This is a genomic window from Octadecabacter sp. R77987 (assembly GCF_042466115.1).
Classification (GTDB): Bacteria; Pseudomonadota; Alphaproteobacteria; order Rhodobacterales; family Rhodobacteraceae; genus SW4.
In genome coordinates, this window is sequence record NZ_JAXHBQ010000001.1 from 1,674,948 (window position 1) to 1,690,646 (window position 15,699).

19 protein-coding genes are annotated in these 15,699 nt (G+C 60.3%); 5 read left to right on the plus strand and 14 right to left on the minus strand.

Translation table 11 applies throughout. The features are described 5' to 3' along the window. Positions 1-376: 376 nt before the first annotated feature. The 5 genes from pheS to pyk form a co-directional block, all read right to left on the minus strand. Complete coding sequence (gene pheS, locus SJY21_RS08500) at positions 377-1,441, minus strand: phenylalanine--tRNA ligase subunit alpha (RefSeq protein WP_377508935.1); 1,065 nt, start codon at positions 1,439-1,441, stop codon at positions 377-379. Between the two features lie 137 nt (positions 1,442-1,578). Beyond that, a complete protein-coding gene (gene rplT, locus SJY21_RS08505) occupies positions 1,579-1,938 on the minus strand; it encodes a 50S ribosomal protein L20 (protein ID WP_377508938.1) in 360 nt (119 codons plus the stop codon). Between the two features lie 12 nt (positions 1,939-1,950). Beyond that, positions 1,951-2,151 (minus strand): 50S ribosomal protein L35, encoded by a 201-nt coding sequence (gene rpmI, locus SJY21_RS08510; protein WP_148056568.1) that lies wholly within the window; start codon positions 2,149-2,151, stop codon positions 1,951-1,953. A gap of 111 nt (positions 2,152-2,262) precedes the next feature. Continuing rightward, the gene (locus SJY21_RS08515) at positions 2,263-2,472 is read right to left on the minus strand and encodes a hypothetical protein (protein ID WP_377513198.1); all 210 of its coding nucleotides are present in this window, start codon (positions 2,470-2,472) and stop codon (positions 2,263-2,265) included. Positions 2,473-2,524: 52 nt separating this feature from the next. Further along, positions 2,525-3,970 (minus strand): pyruvate kinase, encoded by a 1,446-nt coding sequence (pyk, locus tag SJY21_RS08520; RefSeq protein ID WP_377508942.1) that lies wholly within the window; start codon positions 3,968-3,970, stop codon positions 2,525-2,527. A 134-nt stretch (positions 3,971-4,104) separates the two neighbouring features. Here pyk and SJY21_RS08525 point away from each other — a divergent pair, with 134 nt between their 5' ends. Together SJY21_RS08525 and SJY21_RS08530 are read left to right on the plus strand one after the other, a co-directional pair. Beyond that, entirely contained in the window at positions 4,105-4,845 is a 741-nt protein-coding gene (locus SJY21_RS08525; RefSeq protein ID WP_377508945.1) for an N-formylglutamate amidohydrolase, read from the plus strand. 16 nt (positions 4,846-4,861) lie between these two features. Further along, positions 4,862-5,179, plus strand: coding sequence for a DUF1244 domain-containing protein (locus SJY21_RS08530; RefSeq protein WP_377508948.1), 318 nt, complete (start codon positions 4,862-4,864; stop codon positions 5,177-5,179). Here SJY21_RS08530 and SJY21_RS08535 read toward each other — a convergent pair. The 3 genes from SJY21_RS08535 to dgcN all read right to left on the minus strand — a co-directional run bounded on the left by SJY21_RS08535 (position 5,176) and on the right by dgcN (position 8,079). After that, the gene (locus SJY21_RS08535) at positions 5,176-6,036 is read right to left on the minus strand and encodes a D-amino-acid transaminase (RefSeq protein WP_377508951.1); all 861 of its coding nucleotides are present in this window, start codon (positions 6,034-6,036) and stop codon (positions 5,176-5,178) included. The genes SJY21_RS08530 and SJY21_RS08535 overlap by 4 nt on opposite strands. Before the next feature lie 10 nt (positions 6,037-6,046). Then, positions 6,047-7,012, minus strand: a complete 966-nt coding sequence (gene dgcA / locus SJY21_RS08540) for an N-acetyl-D-Glu racemase DgcA (protein WP_377508954.1) — start codon at positions 7,010-7,012, stop codon at positions 6,047-6,049. Between the two features lie 65 nt (positions 7,013-7,077). Continuing rightward, positions 7,078-8,079, minus strand: a complete 1,002-nt coding sequence (dgcN, locus tag SJY21_RS08545; protein WP_377508957.1) for an N-acetyltransferase DgcN — start codon at positions 8,077-8,079, stop codon at positions 7,078-7,080. 260 nt (positions 8,080-8,339) lie between these two features. Here dgcN and SJY21_RS08550 point away from each other — a divergent pair, with 260 nt between their 5' ends. Continuing rightward, on the plus strand, positions 8,340-9,296 hold the full coding sequence (locus SJY21_RS08550; protein WP_377508960.1) for an L-malyl-CoA/beta-methylmalyl-CoA lyase: 957 nt from the start codon (positions 8,340-8,342) through the stop codon (positions 9,294-9,296). On the opposite strand, the gene SJY21_RS08555 is transcribed toward SJY21_RS08550, so the two are convergent. Both SJY21_RS08555 and SJY21_RS08560 read right to left on the minus strand, forming a co-directional pair. Further along, positions 9,293-10,150, minus strand: coding sequence for a GyrI-like domain-containing protein (locus SJY21_RS08555; protein ID WP_377508963.1), 858 nt, complete (start codon positions 10,148-10,150; stop codon positions 9,293-9,295). The two genes, SJY21_RS08550 and SJY21_RS08555, sit on opposite strands and share 4 nt — an antisense overlap. A gap of 54 nt (positions 10,151-10,204) precedes the next feature. After that, positions 10,205-10,642, minus strand: a complete 438-nt coding sequence (locus SJY21_RS08560) for a hypothetical protein (protein ID WP_377508966.1) — start codon at positions 10,640-10,642, stop codon at positions 10,205-10,207. Positions 10,643-10,783: 141 nt separating this feature from the next. Between SJY21_RS08560 and SJY21_RS08565 the strand changes: the two genes are divergently transcribed. Next, positions 10,784-11,746: an acetyl-CoA carboxylase carboxyltransferase subunit alpha gene (locus tag SJY21_RS08565; protein ID WP_377508969.1), complete on the plus strand. Its 963-nt coding sequence runs from the start codon at positions 10,784-10,786 to the stop codon at positions 11,744-11,746. Position 11,747: 1 nt separating this feature from the next. Here the strand turns inward: SJY21_RS08565 and SJY21_RS08570 are convergent, their stop codons facing one another. Genes SJY21_RS08570 through SJY21_RS08585 form a run of 4 tightly spaced genes read right to left on the minus strand, consistent with a single transcriptional unit; the run spans position 11,748 to position 14,662 of the window. After that, positions 11,748-12,347 carry a pyridoxamine 5'-phosphate oxidase family protein gene (locus SJY21_RS08570; protein WP_377508972.1) on the minus strand — a complete coding sequence of 200 codons (600 nt, stop codon included), beginning with the start codon at positions 12,345-12,347 and terminating at the stop codon, positions 11,748-11,750. Next, entirely contained in the window at positions 12,334-13,089 is a 756-nt protein-coding gene (locus SJY21_RS08575) for a lysophospholipid acyltransferase family protein (RefSeq protein WP_377508975.1), read from the minus strand. The genes SJY21_RS08570 and SJY21_RS08575 overlap by 14 nt, the downstream gene beginning before the upstream one ends. After that, positions 13,086-13,967 (minus strand): cell division protein FtsX, encoded by an 882-nt coding sequence (locus SJY21_RS08580; protein WP_377513200.1) that lies wholly within the window; start codon positions 13,965-13,967, stop codon positions 13,086-13,088. The genes SJY21_RS08575 and SJY21_RS08580 overlap by 4 nt, the downstream gene beginning before the upstream one ends. Positions 13,968-13,987: 20 nt before the next feature. After that, positions 13,988-14,662, minus strand: coding sequence for a cell division ATP-binding protein FtsE (locus tag SJY21_RS08585; RefSeq protein ID WP_377508978.1), 675 nt, complete (start codon positions 14,660-14,662; stop codon positions 13,988-13,990). Positions 14,663-14,829: 167 nt separating this feature from the next. Here SJY21_RS08585 and SJY21_RS08590 point away from each other — a divergent pair, with 167 nt between their 5' ends. Next, positions 14,830-15,696 carry a zinc-ribbon domain-containing protein gene (locus tag SJY21_RS08590; RefSeq protein ID WP_377508981.1) on the plus strand — a complete coding sequence of 289 codons (867 nt, stop codon included), beginning with the start codon at positions 14,830-14,832 and terminating at the stop codon, positions 15,694-15,696. The last annotated feature ends 3 nt before the right edge of the window (positions 15,697-15,699 follow it).

Consider the following 15,699-nt stretch of genomic DNA (forward strand, 5'->3'; position numbering starts at 1 on the left):
AGAGCCAAGCCATTAAGAGCTCCAGATTGGACGAACTAAGATATCTTAATCCGTTGTTAAATGGACGGGGCTCAAACCCCCAAATAATAAGAAGAATAGAGCCCATCCAACCCAGCGGCAACAATATCGCTCCCCTGAGGACGGTAGACTCAGTCCAAGAAATACTAAAATCGTCAAGCAATTTGGGACCTATTTTGAGTCCAACGAAAAAGCCGGCAATCGGAAGAATTAATAACGCGACCGGAACTCTCATTCGAACGCTGCGAGCGTTCAGGACCTCCATCATGAACTGAAGAAACAGATAAACGGCCAGAAGAAGCACAATAGCTGTCAATAGACCTAAAACTCCTCCCAAGACTCGCTTTAAAAGCACTGGTCAAACCCCACCCCTGATCGTGGGCACAGCCAAACCAGCAAACCCGTAGTGTCGCAGCCACCGCAAATCGCTGTCAAAGAACGCGCGCAAATCCGGTATCCCGTATTTCAGCATCGCGATCCGGTCGATGCCCATGCCGAACGCGAACCCTTGCCACAGCGCCGGATCAATCCCGCCCGCTTGCAGCACTTTGGGATGGACCATGCCGCTACCCAGCACCTCAAGCCAGTCGTCGCCTTCGCCCACTTTCACGGTGCCGCCTTCGAACGAACACTGGATGTCCACTTCGGCCGAAGGTTCGGTGAAAGGGAAGTGCGAGGCGCGGAAACGGGTTTTGACGGTAGTGCCGAAATAGGCGGTAAAGAACTCCTCAAGCACCCATTTCAGGTTGGCCATCGAGATATCCTTGTCAATCGCCAGCCCTTCGACCTGATGGAACATCGGTGTGTGCGTCTGGTCGTAATCGGCGCGATACACACGACCCGGACAGATGATCCGCGTCGGCGCGCCGTGCTTTTCCATATGGCGGATTTGCACGGGGCTGGTGTGGGTGCGCAGCACATGCGGCGGGCGGTTATCGCCCTCGGCGCGGTGCATGTAAAACGTGTCCATTTCCGCGCGCGCGGGGTGGTGGCCAGGGATGTTGAGCGCATCGAAGTTATACCAGTCGCTGTCGATCTGCGGGCCTTCGGCCACGGCAAAGCCCATGTCGGCAAAGATCGTGGTACATTCTTCCCAAACTTGCGACACAGGATGGATCGTGCCCACACGACGGTCGCGCGCAGGTAGGGTGACATCAAGCCATTCGCTGCGCAGACGTTCATCAAGTGCGGCGTCACCCAGTGCGGCCTTCTTCGCGGCCAAGGCGCTGTTGATCTCGTCCTTCAACGCATTCAGCGCGGGGCCAGCGATTTGGCGTTCTTCGGGCGTCATTTTACCCAACTCGCGCATTTGCAGGCTGATTTCGCCCTTCTTGCCAACGGCCTGCACGCGCAGGTCTTCCAGCGTCGCCTCGTCACCCGCATCGGCAATCAGGCCAAGGTATTTGTTCTTCAGATCGTCCATGATCATAGCGTCCTGTCTGTGGTCCCGATGGTGCTACCCAAATGGGGCGGGGGGCGCAACTGTGCGCCCCATCCCAAACGAAAAAGCCGCGCAACCTTTCGGCTCCGCGGCTTTGCATTTCGCTTGCGTTGGAACGCTTACGCCAAAGCAGCCTGAGCTTGCTTAACGATCGCGCCAAACGCTTCTGGCTCGTGAACGGCCAGATCGGCCAGCACCTTGCGGTCGACCTCGATCCCGGCCAACGACAGGCCGTTGATGAAGCGGCTGTATGTCAGCGCCTCGTCATGGCTGCGCACGGCGGCGTTGATCCGCTGGATCCACAGCGCGCGGAAACTGCGCTTGCGATTCTTGCGGTCACGGGTTGCATATTGGTTCGCCTTGTCGACAGCCTGCGCTGCGACTTTAAAGGTATTTTTGCGACGGCCATAATAGCCTTTGGCCGCATCAGTGACCTTCTTGTGACGACGATGGGTGACGGTTCCGCCTTTAACTCGCATGTTCCGTCCTCCCTAGCGCGCGTATGGCATCATAGGCTTGATGATCTTTTCATCAGCCTTGGCCAGAATTGTCGTGCCGCGGGCGGTACGGATGAATTTTGTGGAACGCTTGATCATGCCGTGGCGCTTGCCTGCCTGACCAGCTTTGATGCGGCCCGAGGCCGTCACCTTGAACCGCTTTTTGCAGCTCGATTTTGTCTTCATCTTCGGCATTTCCGTCTCCTCTTTCGGGTCGGTCGAACGCGCGACTCGGCATGCCATTTCGGCCGGACGCGCGGGTTGAAGCGGTGCTATAGGACGCACCGGCAATCAAAGCAAGCGGATTTAGCGGATAAACTGCCCAACAACCCGCACAAAGACATCAGGGATTTCATTGATCGAATAGCCGCTGGGTTTCTGTGACACGGCAAGGGCGATCAAACCCCCGCCGATCAGAACCATGATCGCGGCTGCACGGGGCGCGCGCCCTTCGGCAAGTGCGCCCAAAATAGGCGGGATCGAAAAGGCCGCAACAATCAGTCCGATCACCAGCATCACGTCAGGATTTATCGCCCCAAAACCTCTCACCCGTTACGTTAGGGAAAGGTTACTCTGTTTCCGCAGCAAAGATCAAACGTTCCTCGCAGGGCGCCACGCGCAGGATATTCGTCGACCCGGGCGTATTGAACGGCACGCCCGCGGTCACGACGATCATATCCTTTTTCGTTGCGACCCCTTGGGACACAGCCGCGCGCACCGCTTCGATCACCGCCGACTTAAAGCGGTTGACGTCACCGGACATCACGCAATTGGTGCCCCATGTCAGGCACAACCGGCGTGCGGTTTTCTGGATCGTGGTCAAGGCAACAATCGGCACACGCGGACGTTCGCGCGCGACCAACAGCGCGGTGGTGCCGGATTCGGAATAACAGCAAATCGCCTTGATATCCGCCGTTTCCGCGATTTCGCGCGCGGCGGCGACAATGCCGTCTGCCACGCTCTTGCGGTCGGCACGGCGCGAGGATTCGATAATGTCGCGATAGGTCGGATCGGCCTCGACCTCCATCGCGACATTGTTCATGGTCTGCACGGCCTCGATCGGGAAAGACCCGGCGGCGCTTTCCGCACTCAGCATGATGGCATCCGCGCCTTCATAGATGGCCGTGGCCACATCGGACACTTCGGCGCGGGTCGGCATCGGGCTGTCGATCATCGATTCCAGCATCTGAGTGGCAACGATCACCGGCTTGGCCGCCGCGCGGCACTTACGCACCAGTTGTTTCTGGATCGGCGGGACGTTCTGCACCGGCAGTTCCACGCCCAGATCGCCACGGGCCACCATGATCCCGTCGGACACGGCCAGAATATCGTCAAACGCCTTGACGGCGGCGGGTTTCTCGATCTTGGACAGGATCGCGGCACGCCCTTTGGCCAGCTTACGCGCCTCGTCCACATCGGCGGGGCGCTGCACAAAAGACAGCGCCAGCCAGTCGACACCCAATTCGCACACGAACTCCAGATCCTTGCGGTCTTTCTCCGACAGCGCAGCCAGCGGCAGCACAACATCGGGCACGTTCACGCCCTTGCGGTTGGACACGGTGCCGCCAACGACAACTTCGCAATTGGCGAAATCAGCGCCACAATCCTTGACCCGCAGCTTGATCTTGCCATCGTTCACCAGCAGGTGCGAGCCGGGCTCGAGCGCGTCAAAGATTTCCTTGTGGGGCAGTTGCACGCGGTGCACGTCGCCGGGCGCGTCGCTCAGGTCCAGGCGGAAGGGCGCACCCACTTCAAGTTCTTCCTCCTCGTTCGCGAACACACCAAGCCGCAGCTTGGGCCCCTGCAAATCGGCCAGAATCGCGATCGGGCTGCCCAGATCATCCTCGATCTTGCGGATAATCGCATGGCGGGCGCGTATTTCTTCGTGATCTCCGTGGCTCATGTTCAGGCGAAATACGTCTGCGCCCGCCTCGTGCAGGGCGCGGATCATCTTTTCGTCGTTGGACGCCGGCCCAAGTGTCGCAACAATTTTCACATTCCGAGAGCGTTTCATCTGGGTCGTCCTTTTAGGTCATTCTGCGTGCCGTTACCGCTAACGCCACTGTTGACGCCTTATTACGCAATTCACTTCCCGCCACAACTATTCTAAATGCAATGAAACAGACATAACAGGCGTCAGACGTAGCAGTGACTCATATCCCTTTTGAAATCGTCGGCGCAGAGCGACCCGCGAAATGGCTGGTCGTCTGTGATCACGCCACCAACGCCGTCCCCGACTGGATCAATGGCGGCGATCTGGGGCTGCACGCCGAAGACATGCACCGCCACATCGCCTATGATGTGGGCGCGGCAGGCGTAACCCACGCGCTTGCGGCCTTGCTGGACGCCCCGGCGATCCTGTCGAACTTCTCGCGCCTTGTGATCGACCCGAACCGCGGGCTTGATGATCCGACCCTGTTGATGAAAATCTACGATGGCACGGTTATTCCCGCGAACCGCCACGCCGGCATTGATGAGTTGGAGCGCCGCCGCCGCGCGCTTTACGACCCCTACCACGGCGCACTTGCCGAAATGGCCGCACGGCAGGACGACACGATCATCCTGTCGATCCACAGCTTTACGCCGCAATTGAATGGCCGCCCGCCCCGCCCGTGGGAAATCGGCATTCTGCATGAAGGCGACGACCGTCTGCCTGGACCGCTGATCGAATTATTGCGCGCCGAGCCTGACCTGACGGTCGGTGATAACGAGCCCTACGCGGGTCACCTGCCCGGCGACACGGTTGACCGCCATGCCCTGCAAATGGGCCGCCCGAACGCGCTGGTCGAGTTGCGCAATGACCTGATTGACAGCTTCGAGGATCAGATCGCATGGGCCGAACGCCTCGCACCAATCCTTGAAGCGGCGCGTATCCGTGCCAATCTCTGATCCAAAGGAGGCTACAATGGACGCCCAAACCAAACTCGAAATCGAAGCCGCTGCATTCCGCCGGTTGCAAAAACATCTGATGCAGGACCGGCCCGATGTGCAAAACATCGACATGATGAATTTGGCTGGTTTTTGCCGCAACTGCCTGTCGCGCTGGTATCAGGAAGCCGCAAACGGACGCGGCATCGACATGGATAAGGCCGCTGGGCGCGAAGCCTTCTATGGCATGCCCTACGACGACTGGCGCGCGGCAAACCAGACCGAGGCGAGCGCCGAAAAGCAGGCGAAATTTGCCGTGGCCTTCAAAGAAAACGTCACTGATCGCGAGGGTTAAACGGCGGCTTTGCGGCTTTCTTCCAGATAGATCTCGCGCAGGCGCGCCGCCACGGGGCCGGGTTTGCCTGTGCCAATCGCAGTGCCATCCACTTCGACCACAGGCATCACAAACGTGCTGGCCGAGGTAATAAACGCCTCGTCTGCGCCCATGGCCTCATCAATCGTAAATGCACGCTCCTCGACCTTCATCTGTGCCTCGCGGGCGAACCGCAGCACCGCGGCGCGGGTGATCCCGTGCAGGATTTCATTGCCCAGATGGCGGGTGATGATCGTATCGCCCTTGACGATATAGGCGTTGTTGGATGTGCCCTCGGTCACCGCGCCATCCTCGACCATCCACGCATCATCACAGCCTGCGGCCTTGGCCATCATCTTGCCCATGGATGGATAAAGCAGTTGCACCGTCTTGATATCGCGCCGGCCCCAGCGTTCGTCGGCAATGCTGATCACCTTGATGCCCACCTTGGCGGCAGGGCTGTCGGCCAATCCCGGTTTGGACTGGGTAAACAGCACGATCGTCGGCTCAACATCGTCGCCCGGAAAAGCGAAATCACGGTCAGCGGCGGCACCGCGCGTGATCTGCAAATAGATCATCCCGTCGGTAATCTCATTTGCGCGCACCAGTTCGCGGTGCACCTCAAGCAGGTCATCACTGCTGATCGGATTACGCATGTCCAACTCATTCAGCGACCGCTCCAGCCGCTTGGCGTGGCCCGCGAAATCAATCAGCTTGCCACCCAGCACGCTGGTCACCTCGTAAACGCCATCGGCAAACAGGAACCCGCGATCAAAGATCGAAACCTTGGCCTCACCCTCGGGCAAATACTCTCCGTTAACGTAAACTGTGCGGGTCATGATCTGTCTCCTATCCCCAAAGGGCTGCGGCGGGGGCATGCACGCCCGCTGCATCGTATTGCAATGGCTGGTCACGGTCTTCGGCCAGAAGCAGCGGGCCGTCAAGGTCAACCACCTGCGCGCCCTGCGCAACCAGCACCGCGGGCGCCATGGCCAGTGACGACCCGACCATGCAGCCGACCATCACGCCATACTCCTGCGCGCGGGCCGCATCGCGCAACGCCAGCGCCTCGGTCAATCCACCTGTTTTATCCAGCTTGATATTCACCACATCATACTTGCCCTTCAGCGCAGGCAGGCTGGCGCGATCATGGCAGCTTTCATCAGCGCAAACCGGCAAAGGGCGCGCGATTTCACCCAGCAGGTCGTCAGCGCCCGCAGGCAGGGGCTGCTCCACCAGCTGCACGCCAAGGCGCACCAGATGCGGGGCAAGGTCACTGTAAACCTCGGCACTCCACCCCTCGTTCGCATCGACGATAATTGGCGCGTCTGGCGCACCGCGACGCACCGCTTCTAGGCGGGCCATATCATCGGGCGTGCCGAGTTTGATTTTCAGTAGCGGGCGATGGGCATGTTTGCGCGCAGCGGCTTCCATCGCATCCGGCTCACCCAAGGACAGGGTAAAGGCCGTGATAACAGGCTGCGGCGCAGCCAAGCCAGCCAGATCCCAAACACGCCGCCCCGTCTGTTTCGCCTCCAAATCCCATAGCGCGCAATCAACGGCATTTCGGGCCGCCCCGGCTGGCAAAGCATCCTGCAAGGCAACTCGGTCAATCCCACCCGGCAACCCGCGCACCTGTGCGGCTACGCTTTCAAGCGTTTCGCCATAGCGTGCATAGGGCACACATTCGCCCCAGCCCGTGACACCGTCGCGCGCCACACGCACGGTCAAAACCTTGGCCTCGGTCCGCGACCCGCGCGAAATGGTGAACACCTCGGCCAATCGAAAGACATCCTCAGATACCGAAATCACCACAACGCCCCAATCTCATCTTGCCCAAAATATCCCCGCCGGAGGCTCCGACGACAGCCACGCGCACCTTAGACGGCGATAAGCGCATCCACCAGCCGCGCCGCACCTTGGCGGAACGGATCAACCGCAGGCAGGCCCATGCGGGTCTCGACCTCGGCCAGATAGGCCATCGCATCAGCCTCGCTCAGGTGCTGGGTATTGACCGAAATCCCGACGACCTGACAGGCCGGATTGGCCACGCGCGCCAAGGCCAGGGCGGTGTCGCGCAACACTTCAAGGCTTGGCAATGCGTAATCCGGCAAGCCCCGCATATGCTTGCGGGTGGGTTCGTGACTCAGGATCAGCGCATCGGGCTGGCCACCATGGATCAGGGCCATCGTCACGCCGGAATAGGACACGTGGAACAGGCTGCCCTGCCCTTCGATGTGATCCCAGTGATCGTCGTCATTGTCCGGTGTCAGCCATTCCACCGATCCGGCCATGAAATCAGCCACGACAGCATCCAGCGGCACGCCGTCACCTGTGACAAGAATGCCGGTCTGCCCCGTGGCGCGGAACGATGATTTCAGCCCGCGCTTTTTCATTTCAAGGTCCATGGCAAGGCTGGTATACATCTTGCCCACCGAACAATCCGTGCCCACGGCAAGACAGCGTTTGCCAGACCGTTTCACACCGCTTGCAATGGGGTATTTCACCGACGGTATGCGCACGTCATGCAGGCTGCGCCCGCAGGCCTTGGCCACGGCGACCAGATCGGGTTCGTCGCGCAAAAGGTTGTGCAAACCGCTAGCCAGATCAAACCCTTCTTCCAGCGCCATCACCAGCACCTTTTTCCATGCCTGCGAGATCACGCCGCCACGGTTGGCCACGCCAATCACCAATGTTTGCGCGCCAGCAGTGCGCGCCGCTTGCAAGGTCAGATCAGGCAGGCCAAGGTCGGCACCGCAGCCGGGCAGGCGCAACTGCCCGACCGCATGATCCGGACGCCAGTCCTTGATGCCTTGGGCAACCTTTGCGGCCAGTTGGTCTGGCGCATCGCCAAGGAAAAGCAGGTAGGGCGTCTTGATCATGGCTCTCTCCGATTCTGTTTCGCACCATTTTCAAGCGCGAGGGTCGCGAAGTCATTCCGAATTTTCGTCTGTGCGCAAAGATTGCGCAGGATTTTCCCGCAACAGCCGCTCTTGGCGCAAGATATGCGCGCCACACAAGAAATTCGCCCGAATGCCGCGCCTGCAATGCTGCAACTGCAAAACACGCCTTGCGCGCGCTTGCGCAATATTCTACTCATTCACCAAGCTGAAACGAAACATCATTACCCGAAAGGTCCGCCATGTCCTTCCGCCTGCAACCTGCCCCCCTTGCCCGTCCGAACCGCTGCCAGTTGTTTGGTCCAGGGTCGCGCCCGTCGCTGTTTGAAAAGATGGCGGCCTCGCCAGCGGATGTGGTGAACCTTGATCTTGAGGACAGCGTCGCCCCGAATGACAAGGATGAAGCGCGCCGCGCCGTCATCGCAGGGGTCAACAAGGTCGATTGGGGCACCAAGATTGTGTCGGTGCGCATCAACGGCCTTGATACCCCCTATTGGTATCGCGATGTGGTCGATCTGCTGGAACAGGCGGGTGATCGCCTTGATCAGATCATGATCCCCAAGGTTGGCTGCGCGGCGGATGTTTATGCCGTTGATGCTTTGGTCACCGCGATTGAACGCGCCAAGGGCCGCAGCAAACCAATCACATTCGAAGTCATCATCGAATCCGCTGCCGGTATCGCCCATGTCGAAGAAATCGCCGCCAGTTCGCCGCGCTTGGCCGCGATGAGCCTTGGCGCGGCTGATTTCGCCGCCTCCATGGGGATGCAGACCACCGGCATCGGCGGCACACAGGACAATTACTATATGCTCCAAGGCGATGCGCGCCATTATTCCGATCCGTGGCACTGGGCGCAGACGGCCATGGTTGCCGCCTGCCGCACCCATGGGGTGCTGCCCGTTGACGGGCCTTTTGGTGATTTCAGCGACGACGAAGGCTATCGCGCACAGGCGCGGCGCAGTGCGACCCTGGGCATGGTCGGCAAGTGGGCCATCCACCCCAAGCAGATCGCTTTGGCCAACGAGGTGTTTACCCCGTCAACCGAAGCCGTCGCCGAGGCCCGCGAGATCCTGTCAGCCATGGAAGACGCCAAGGCGCGCGGCGAAGGGGCGACTGTTTACAAGGGCCGCCTTGTTGACATCGCCAGCATCAAACAGGCCGAGGTCATCGTGAAACAATCGGAAATGATCACGGGCTAGGCCGGTTTTAGCGGTAGGCAAATTTCGGTGATCAGGTTTTCGGGCACGGTGTCCATGGGCGAGTTCAGGTTGCGCTCCCAACAGGGAAGATCACGCAATTCGCGCCCCGACTGGGGCAACCACTGCGCATAAAGCTGGTCATACGCCGCGGGCAGGCCCGAATACGGGCCGGTGTAGGTCAGCACCACATATTCGCCCGCGGGCAGAACGTGTTCGCCCATAGGCGGGGTGATTTCACACTTTTTATCAACGATCACGCAAGCTTTGCTTCGCAGTTCGGCCTCGGGGACAGTCGCGGGGTCATCAAGGTAAATCCCAACCATGCCTTGCGCGTGTGGCCACAGACCGCGCGCAGTCATCAGGGCCGCGATCGTATCAAAGGCCTTTGCGATACTTGGATACGGACCAGTATTATCGACAGTTGCCAAACGGTGCGCAGGCAAATCACGGGTTTCAACAGGATAGGTCATTTGCTTCCTTTCAGTCAGGGTTGTGCGTGCAACCTGCATGGCCCCGCGCGCCCGAAAGGCGGCGGGTGTCACACTGAACTGTCCTTGAAACGCGCGGGCGAAACTATCGCCGTTGGGATAGCCGCAACTGTTGGCAATCTTCGCGATGGCATCATCGCCCTGCACCAACAGGTTCGCGGCGCGGTTCATCCTGACCCGGCGCACGGCCTGCGCCACGGTTTCCCCCGTGATCGCGCGAAACACGCGATGAAAGTGAAACCGCGAGAGCGCTGCCACGTCAGCCAGATGGTCAAGCGACAGGTCGCCGTCCGTATTTGCGTAGATATGATCCAGCACCCGCAAAATACGGGCGCTGGTCGGGTCATTGGCAGGTTGATTACGCATAGTGTGTCTGTGCCACACCGTCATACGACAAATCTTGCTGACTTGCGCCGCGCCCTAGTATTCGCGCAGCCCGATCACGCCGTATGCGCACAACTGGCTGCAATCGCTGGCATCGCGGCGCACATAGTCCGGTAGCAGGACATGCGCCACGGCGAGCCCTTCGAAACGGCGGTCATCACATTCGCCATCTTGCGGGTAGTCACCGCTGTCATCGCCAAAATCAATCGCCTGACAGGTGGTTGCCGCCACGGATGCGGCCATGTCCCACAACTGAACCGCACCAGCATCGAAAAGCGCCTGACAATCCGCTGCATCCTGCCCGACATAGTCCCAGGTCACGGTGCTGGCCATGCCCGCGCCAAAAAAGCGGCGGTCATCGCATTCGCCATCGTTGGCCCATTCACCATCGTTATTGCCAAAATTGATGTCCTGAGCCGCCACAGGGGCTGCAAGGGTGCAGGCAAATGCCAAAGTCAGGGCTGAAAAACGCATAAATCTCTCCATATAGTGTAACCCGCAAATCCTGCCGCCCGCCGCCCCGCATTGCAAGCACGCAGATGTGCAGGGTTTGGTGAGTTGCATCTGACCGCCACGCCGCCTTATATCAGGTCAAGCCCAAGCGGAGCGTGATGCATGACCAACTACCTCGAATTTGAAAAACCTCTGGCCGAAATCGAAGGCAAGGCCGAAGAACTGCGCGCGCTTGCCCGCGCCAACGAGGGCACCGACACGGACAAAGAGGCCGCCGCGCTGGACAAGAAGGCGGCCGACATGCTGGCGCAGTTGTATGGCGATCTGACGCCTTGGCGCAAATGTCAGGTGGCCCGTCACCCCGACCGCCCCCATTGCATGGATTACATCAACGCCCTGTTCACCGAATACACGCCCCTTGCAGGGGACCGGAATTTTGCCGACGATCACGCCGTCATGGGCGGCCTTGCCCGTTTGGATGGCACACCCGTCATGGTCATCGGCCACGAAAAGGGCAACGACACGAAGTCGCGGATCGAGCGCAATTTCGGCATGGCCCGCCCCGAAGGATACCGCAAGGCGATCCGCCTGATGGATTTGGCCGACCGTTTCGGCCTGCCGATTGTCACGCTCGTGGACACACCCGGCGCCTACCCTGGCAAAGGCGCCGAAGAACGCGGCCAGTCCGAAGCCATCGCGCGCAGCACCGAAAAGTGCCTGTCGGTCAAGGTGCCACTGGTCAGCGTCATCATCGGCGAGGGTGGATCAGGCGGCGCCGTCGCATTCGCCACGGCCAACCGCGTGGCAATGCTTGAACATTCAATCTATTCGGTGATTTCACCCGAAGGCTGTGCCTCGATCCTGTGGAAAGACGCTGAAAAGATGCGCGAAGCCGCCGAGGCGCTGCGCCTGACGGCCCAAGACCTCAAGGAGTTGGGCGTCTGCGACCGGATCATCAAGGAACCCGTGGGCGGCGCGCATCGTCACAAGGCGGAAAGCATTGCCGCCGTGGGCAAGGCGATCCAGATCATGCTGGCCGAAATGCAGGGCAAGTCGGGCGAAGACGTCCGCGATGCACGGCGAAAGAAATATCTTGGGCTGGGGTCAAAGGGGCTGGCGGCCTGAACTACCACATCTTTGATTTGGCATATTCGGGATAGGCCGCGTCATAACTCTTGGCGTCGAAATCGGCCAACTGTTCGCGCAGAAATTCACCGGCAGTCGGCACAGCGGCCTTGTCAGCGTCCGCCCAAATCGCGGATCGCATGATTGCCTTGGCGCACTGGAAATAAAGCTCCTCAATCGTGATAACGACTACGGAACGGGGGTGTTTGCCGCCCTGTTCAAACTGTGCGGTCAGGGCCGGGTCAACGGCGAGCACAGCGCGCCCGTTAACCCTTACGACATTGTTTTCGCCCGGCACCATGAACATCAAGCTGATGCGCCCGTCGGCGACGATATTGCGCAGGGTATCAAGCCGGTTGTTGCCGCGCCAGTCGGGCAAGAGCAGGGTTTGCGCGTCCTGAACATGCACGACCGGACCATCATCGCCGCGCGGACTGCCATCAGTGCCGCCTGCACCCACCGTGCTGACCACCACAAACCGCGCAGCCGAGATCCAGCGGTGATATAGCGGCGTCAACTGGTGCGCGACCTTGGTCAGGGACGCAGGGGCGGGCGCATCATATAGCGCCTCAAGATCGGCAATTGTATCAACCGTCTGCATGTTCGACCCCTTTTGTAAAATCAAACCCGGCCTCGGCCATAAGGGCGTTCGAGCGTCCCTCGACCGCCTCTTCCAATTGCAACATGAACTCCGCCTGCGGCAATCCAGCCTTGATCCGTGGTAGAAATTCAACAACAGCCGTTCCCGGCGCGCGATAGACCCCGCGCTTGGGCCAGAGCACGCCGACATTGGTGGCCACAGGCACGCAGTCCTGCCCCATTTCCTTATAGAGAACGCCCGTGCCGACTTTGTAGGGTGCCGTGACGCCCGGTGCGATGCGCGTGCCTTGGGAATAGATGATCAACTGACCGGGCAAGGCATCGCCATTGGCGACATCCGTCAGCATCTTTTTGATCGCCTGACCCCGCTTGCCCCGATTGACGGGGATGCAACCGATCCGCAGGGCATATTGGCCCAGAATGGGCGCATACATCAGGATGCGTTTCATGATGAACTTGCCGCGCGGCACGGCGCCGTAAATCATGATCACATCCATGAACGACTGGTGCTTGGCGGCGATCAGCACCTCGTCGGTCGGCACCTCGCCACGCACTTCGGTTTTCATCCCGATCATCCAAGCGGCAGTCCAGCGGACCCAGCGGCAATAGGCGTGGCAGGCGGCAATCGCCCCATGCGGCGAGGCAATGGCCCAAGGCAGATAGATGATCGCGATAGGCAGCATCATCACATACATCTGCGCATTGAAGATCAGCGAACGGACCCATTGGATGGCGTAACTCATGACTGCTCCCGTAAGGTGCGCAGCGCCGCGGCGCGGGTTGCGAAAAAGGCCACGATCGCTGCCAATGGCGGGATGACCAAGGGCCAAAGCCAGTGCCACCCCTGAAAGCCAAGTCCCGTCAGGAAACCGCCGGCAACGTCAGCGCGGGGCAGCAGGAGCACGGCCAGGATACCTGCCACCATGCCCACCGCCGCCCCTGTCAGGGCGCGCAGGGTAAAACGGCGCACAAAGGCGCGGGCGATGTAGATATCGCGCGCACCGACAAGGCGCATGACACGGATCACCTGCGCGTTGGCTGCCAGCGCCGCATTGGCGGCAAGCGTGATCATCGCGCCAGTACTGGCGGCAATCAACAGGATCGCAACGAAGCCAAGCGTGCGCAAACGCCCTGCTGCCGCCACAAGCGGTTCGCGCCACCGGGTGTGATCATCCAGCACAGCACCGGGCACCTCGGCCTGCAGGCGGGCGCGCAGACCGGTGGCGTCATAGCCGTCGCCGTCTTCGATAATCTCGATCAATTGCGGAATGGGCAGGGTTTCAACAGGCAGGTCAGGCCCGAACCACGGGGCCAGCAAGTCGCGCTGTTCATCTGCCGTTAACGGGCGGGCCTGCGCCACCCCTGGTGTGGTTTCCAGCACGGTCATCGCCGCGCGGGTTTGGGCGGCCATCTGATCGGCAGGCGCGGAAATGCGTAACGTCGAGGTTTGCGCCAGTTCCGCCGCCCAGCGATTTGCCAGCCGGCCCGTGGCCAGTGACAGGGCCAAAGCGAACACCGCCAGAAACGCCATCGCTGCTGCCGTGAAAACGGTCAGACGTGCGGTGAAACCGGTTGGTGGCACGGCGCGGTCCGCCTGTGGATCGCCCGCGAGAAGGGCCATGATGCGCGACAGAATATCTTTCACAGGTCCGCCCCCGCCAGTTGCAAGCGCCGGTCCTTGAGACGCAAGACACGGGTTGCAACCTGCGCTTTTGCCGCACGGATCAACGACAAATCGTGGGTCGCAACCAGCACTGTCTTGCCCATCTTGTTCAACTCGATCAGCAGGGTCAGCAGGCGCTGGGACATTTCATAGTCAATGTTGCCGGTGGGTTCATCAGCCAGAATGACATCGGGCGACATGATCACCGCGCGCGCCAAAGCTGCGCGCTGGCGTTCGCCGCCAGACAGTTGTGGCGGCAGCTGATCGGCCTGCGCTGTCAGCCCGACCCAACCAAGCAGGTCTTTCAGATTTCCGGCGCCTTCGGCCCTGCGCCCCGCGACCGTCAGTGGCAGCATCACGTTATCGGCCAATGGCAGATGGTCCAGAAACTGGCAGTCCTGATGCACAACACCAATCCTGCGGCGCGTCATGGCTATCGCATCGCGATCCATGGTGCGGGTATCTTGGTCAAACACACGCACATGGCCCGATGTCGCGGTCAATTCACCGTAGCAAAGTTTGAGCAAGGTCGTCTTGCCCGCCCCCGAAGGACCGGTCAAAAAGTGAAACGATCCGGGTGCAAGCGATAGGTCCACCCCGGAAAACAGCTCTCCGCCGCCGTAGCTATAGGCTACATTTTCGAGCGCGATCACAGGAAACCCCTTTGCTGGTTGCCTTCCTTTTGCCCAATAAGGTGACGGGTTTCAATCACACCCTTGCACCAACTGGTCGCAATTCCTTTGCGCTTCTGTCTTTGGCTGCTAAATAATGGTAAACAACCGCAGGAAAACTGCATGAAAACGGGCGTAAGGGAAACAATATGCGACTGATTTGCCCGAATTGCGGGGCACAATACGAAGTTGCGGATGATGTCATCCCCCAAGCTGGACGTGATGTGCAGTGTTCCAACTGTGGGCAAACGTGGTTCGAACATCCCGGCGCATCCGAAGCCGCTGAAGAAGGCATTGATTTGCCACCGCCGCCTGCACCGGAGTCCGAAACAACACCCGAACCGGAACCAGCGCCTGAACCCGAGGCCGAGCCGGAAAACATACCCGATTCTGAACCGGAGTCTGCTGACCCGTCCGGGGATGACACCGGGGATGACGACAGCCCCGCGCCCAATCAGCCCGAACGCCGCGAACTTGACCCCGACGTTGCCAGTATCCTGCGCGAGGAAGCCGACCGTGAAGAAGCCGCGCGCCAGGCCGAATCGCGGCCCGATCTGGAAACGCAGCAAGACCTTGGGCTTGATGATACCCCCAGCGCGCAAGACCAGCGCGACGAGGAAGCGCGCCGCCGTATGGCCCGCCTGCGCGGCGAACCCGAAGCCGCAGCGGCGGCGACGGTTGCCGCGTCACGCCGCGAATTGCTACCCGATATCGAAGAAATCAACTCGACCCTGCGGTCGTCCAGCGAACGCGAAGGCAGTGGCCATCAGACCGAAGCCGTTGCCGCCCAAGGCCGCCAGCGCAAACGCGGCTTCCGGTTCGGGTTCTGGCTGATTGTGATTGTGGCGGCGATTGCCGCTGCGATCTACGTATTTGCGCCGCAAATCAGCGCGTTGGTGCCAGCGCTTGAACCGATCCTCACAAACTATGTGGAAATGGTCGATCAGGCCCGCCTGTGGCTTGACCTGCGGATGCAAGACATCCTGATGTGGATGGACAGCGCGCCCGAAGCCTAGCGC

Bases quoted from the DNA above. Each gene is read 5' to 3' on its own strand.
- SJY21_RS08580 (WP_377513200.1), bottom strand. From the start codon at position 13,967: ATGGCCCTTCTCGCGGGCGATCCACAGGCGGACCGCGCCGTGCCACCA.
- pheS (WP_377508935.1), bottom strand. From the start codon at position 1,441: ATGGACGATCTGAAGAACAAATACCTTGGCCTGATTGCCGATGCGGGT.
- SJY21_RS08535 (WP_377508951.1), bottom strand. From the start codon at position 6,036: ATGACCCGCACAGTTTACGTTAACGGAGAGTATTTGCCCGAGGGTGAG.
- SJY21_RS08565 (WP_377508969.1), top strand. From the start codon at position 10,784: ATGACCAACTACCTCGAATTTGAAAAACCTCTGGCCGAAATCGAAGGC.
- SJY21_RS08570 (WP_377508972.1), bottom strand. From the start codon at position 12,347: ATGCAGACGGTTGATACAATTGCCGATCTTGAGGCGCTATATGATGCG.
- SJY21_RS08515 (WP_377513198.1), bottom strand. From the start codon at position 2,472: ATGCTGGTGATCGGACTGATTGTTGCGGCCTTTTCGATCCCGCCTATT.
- rpmI (WP_148056568.1), bottom strand. From the start codon at position 2,151: ATGCCGAAGATGAAGACAAAATCGAGCTGCAAAAAGCGGTTCAAGGTG.
- SJY21_RS08590 (WP_377508981.1), top strand. From the start codon at position 14,830: ATGCGACTGATTTGCCCGAATTGCGGGGCACAATACGAAGTTGCGGAT.
- pyk (WP_377508942.1), bottom strand. From the start codon at position 3,970: ATGAAACGCTCTCGGAATGTGAAAATTGTTGCGACACTTGGGCCGGCG.
- SJY21_RS08530 (WP_377508948.1), top strand. From the start codon at position 4,862: ATGGACGCCCAAACCAAACTCGAAATCGAAGCCGCTGCATTCCGCCGG.
- SJY21_RS08575 (WP_377508975.1), bottom strand. From the start codon at position 13,089: ATGAGTTACGCCATCCAATGGGTCCGTTCGCTGATCTTCAATGCGCAG.
- dgcN (WP_377508957.1), bottom strand. From the start codon at position 8,079: ATGATCAAGACGCCCTACCTGCTTTTCCTTGGCGATGCGCCAGACCAA.
- SJY21_RS08560 (WP_377508966.1), bottom strand. From the start codon at position 10,642: ATGCGTTTTTCAGCCCTGACTTTGGCATTTGCCTGCACCCTTGCAGCC.
- rplT (WP_377508938.1), bottom strand. From the start codon at position 1,938: ATGCGAGTTAAAGGCGGAACCGTCACCCATCGTCGTCACAAGAAGGTC.
- SJY21_RS08550 (WP_377508960.1), top strand. From the start codon at position 8,340: ATGTCCTTCCGCCTGCAACCTGCCCCCCTTGCCCGTCCGAACCGCTGC.
- SJY21_RS08555 (WP_377508963.1), bottom strand. From the start codon at position 10,150: ATGCGTAATCAACCTGCCAATGACCCGACCAGCGCCCGTATTTTGCGG.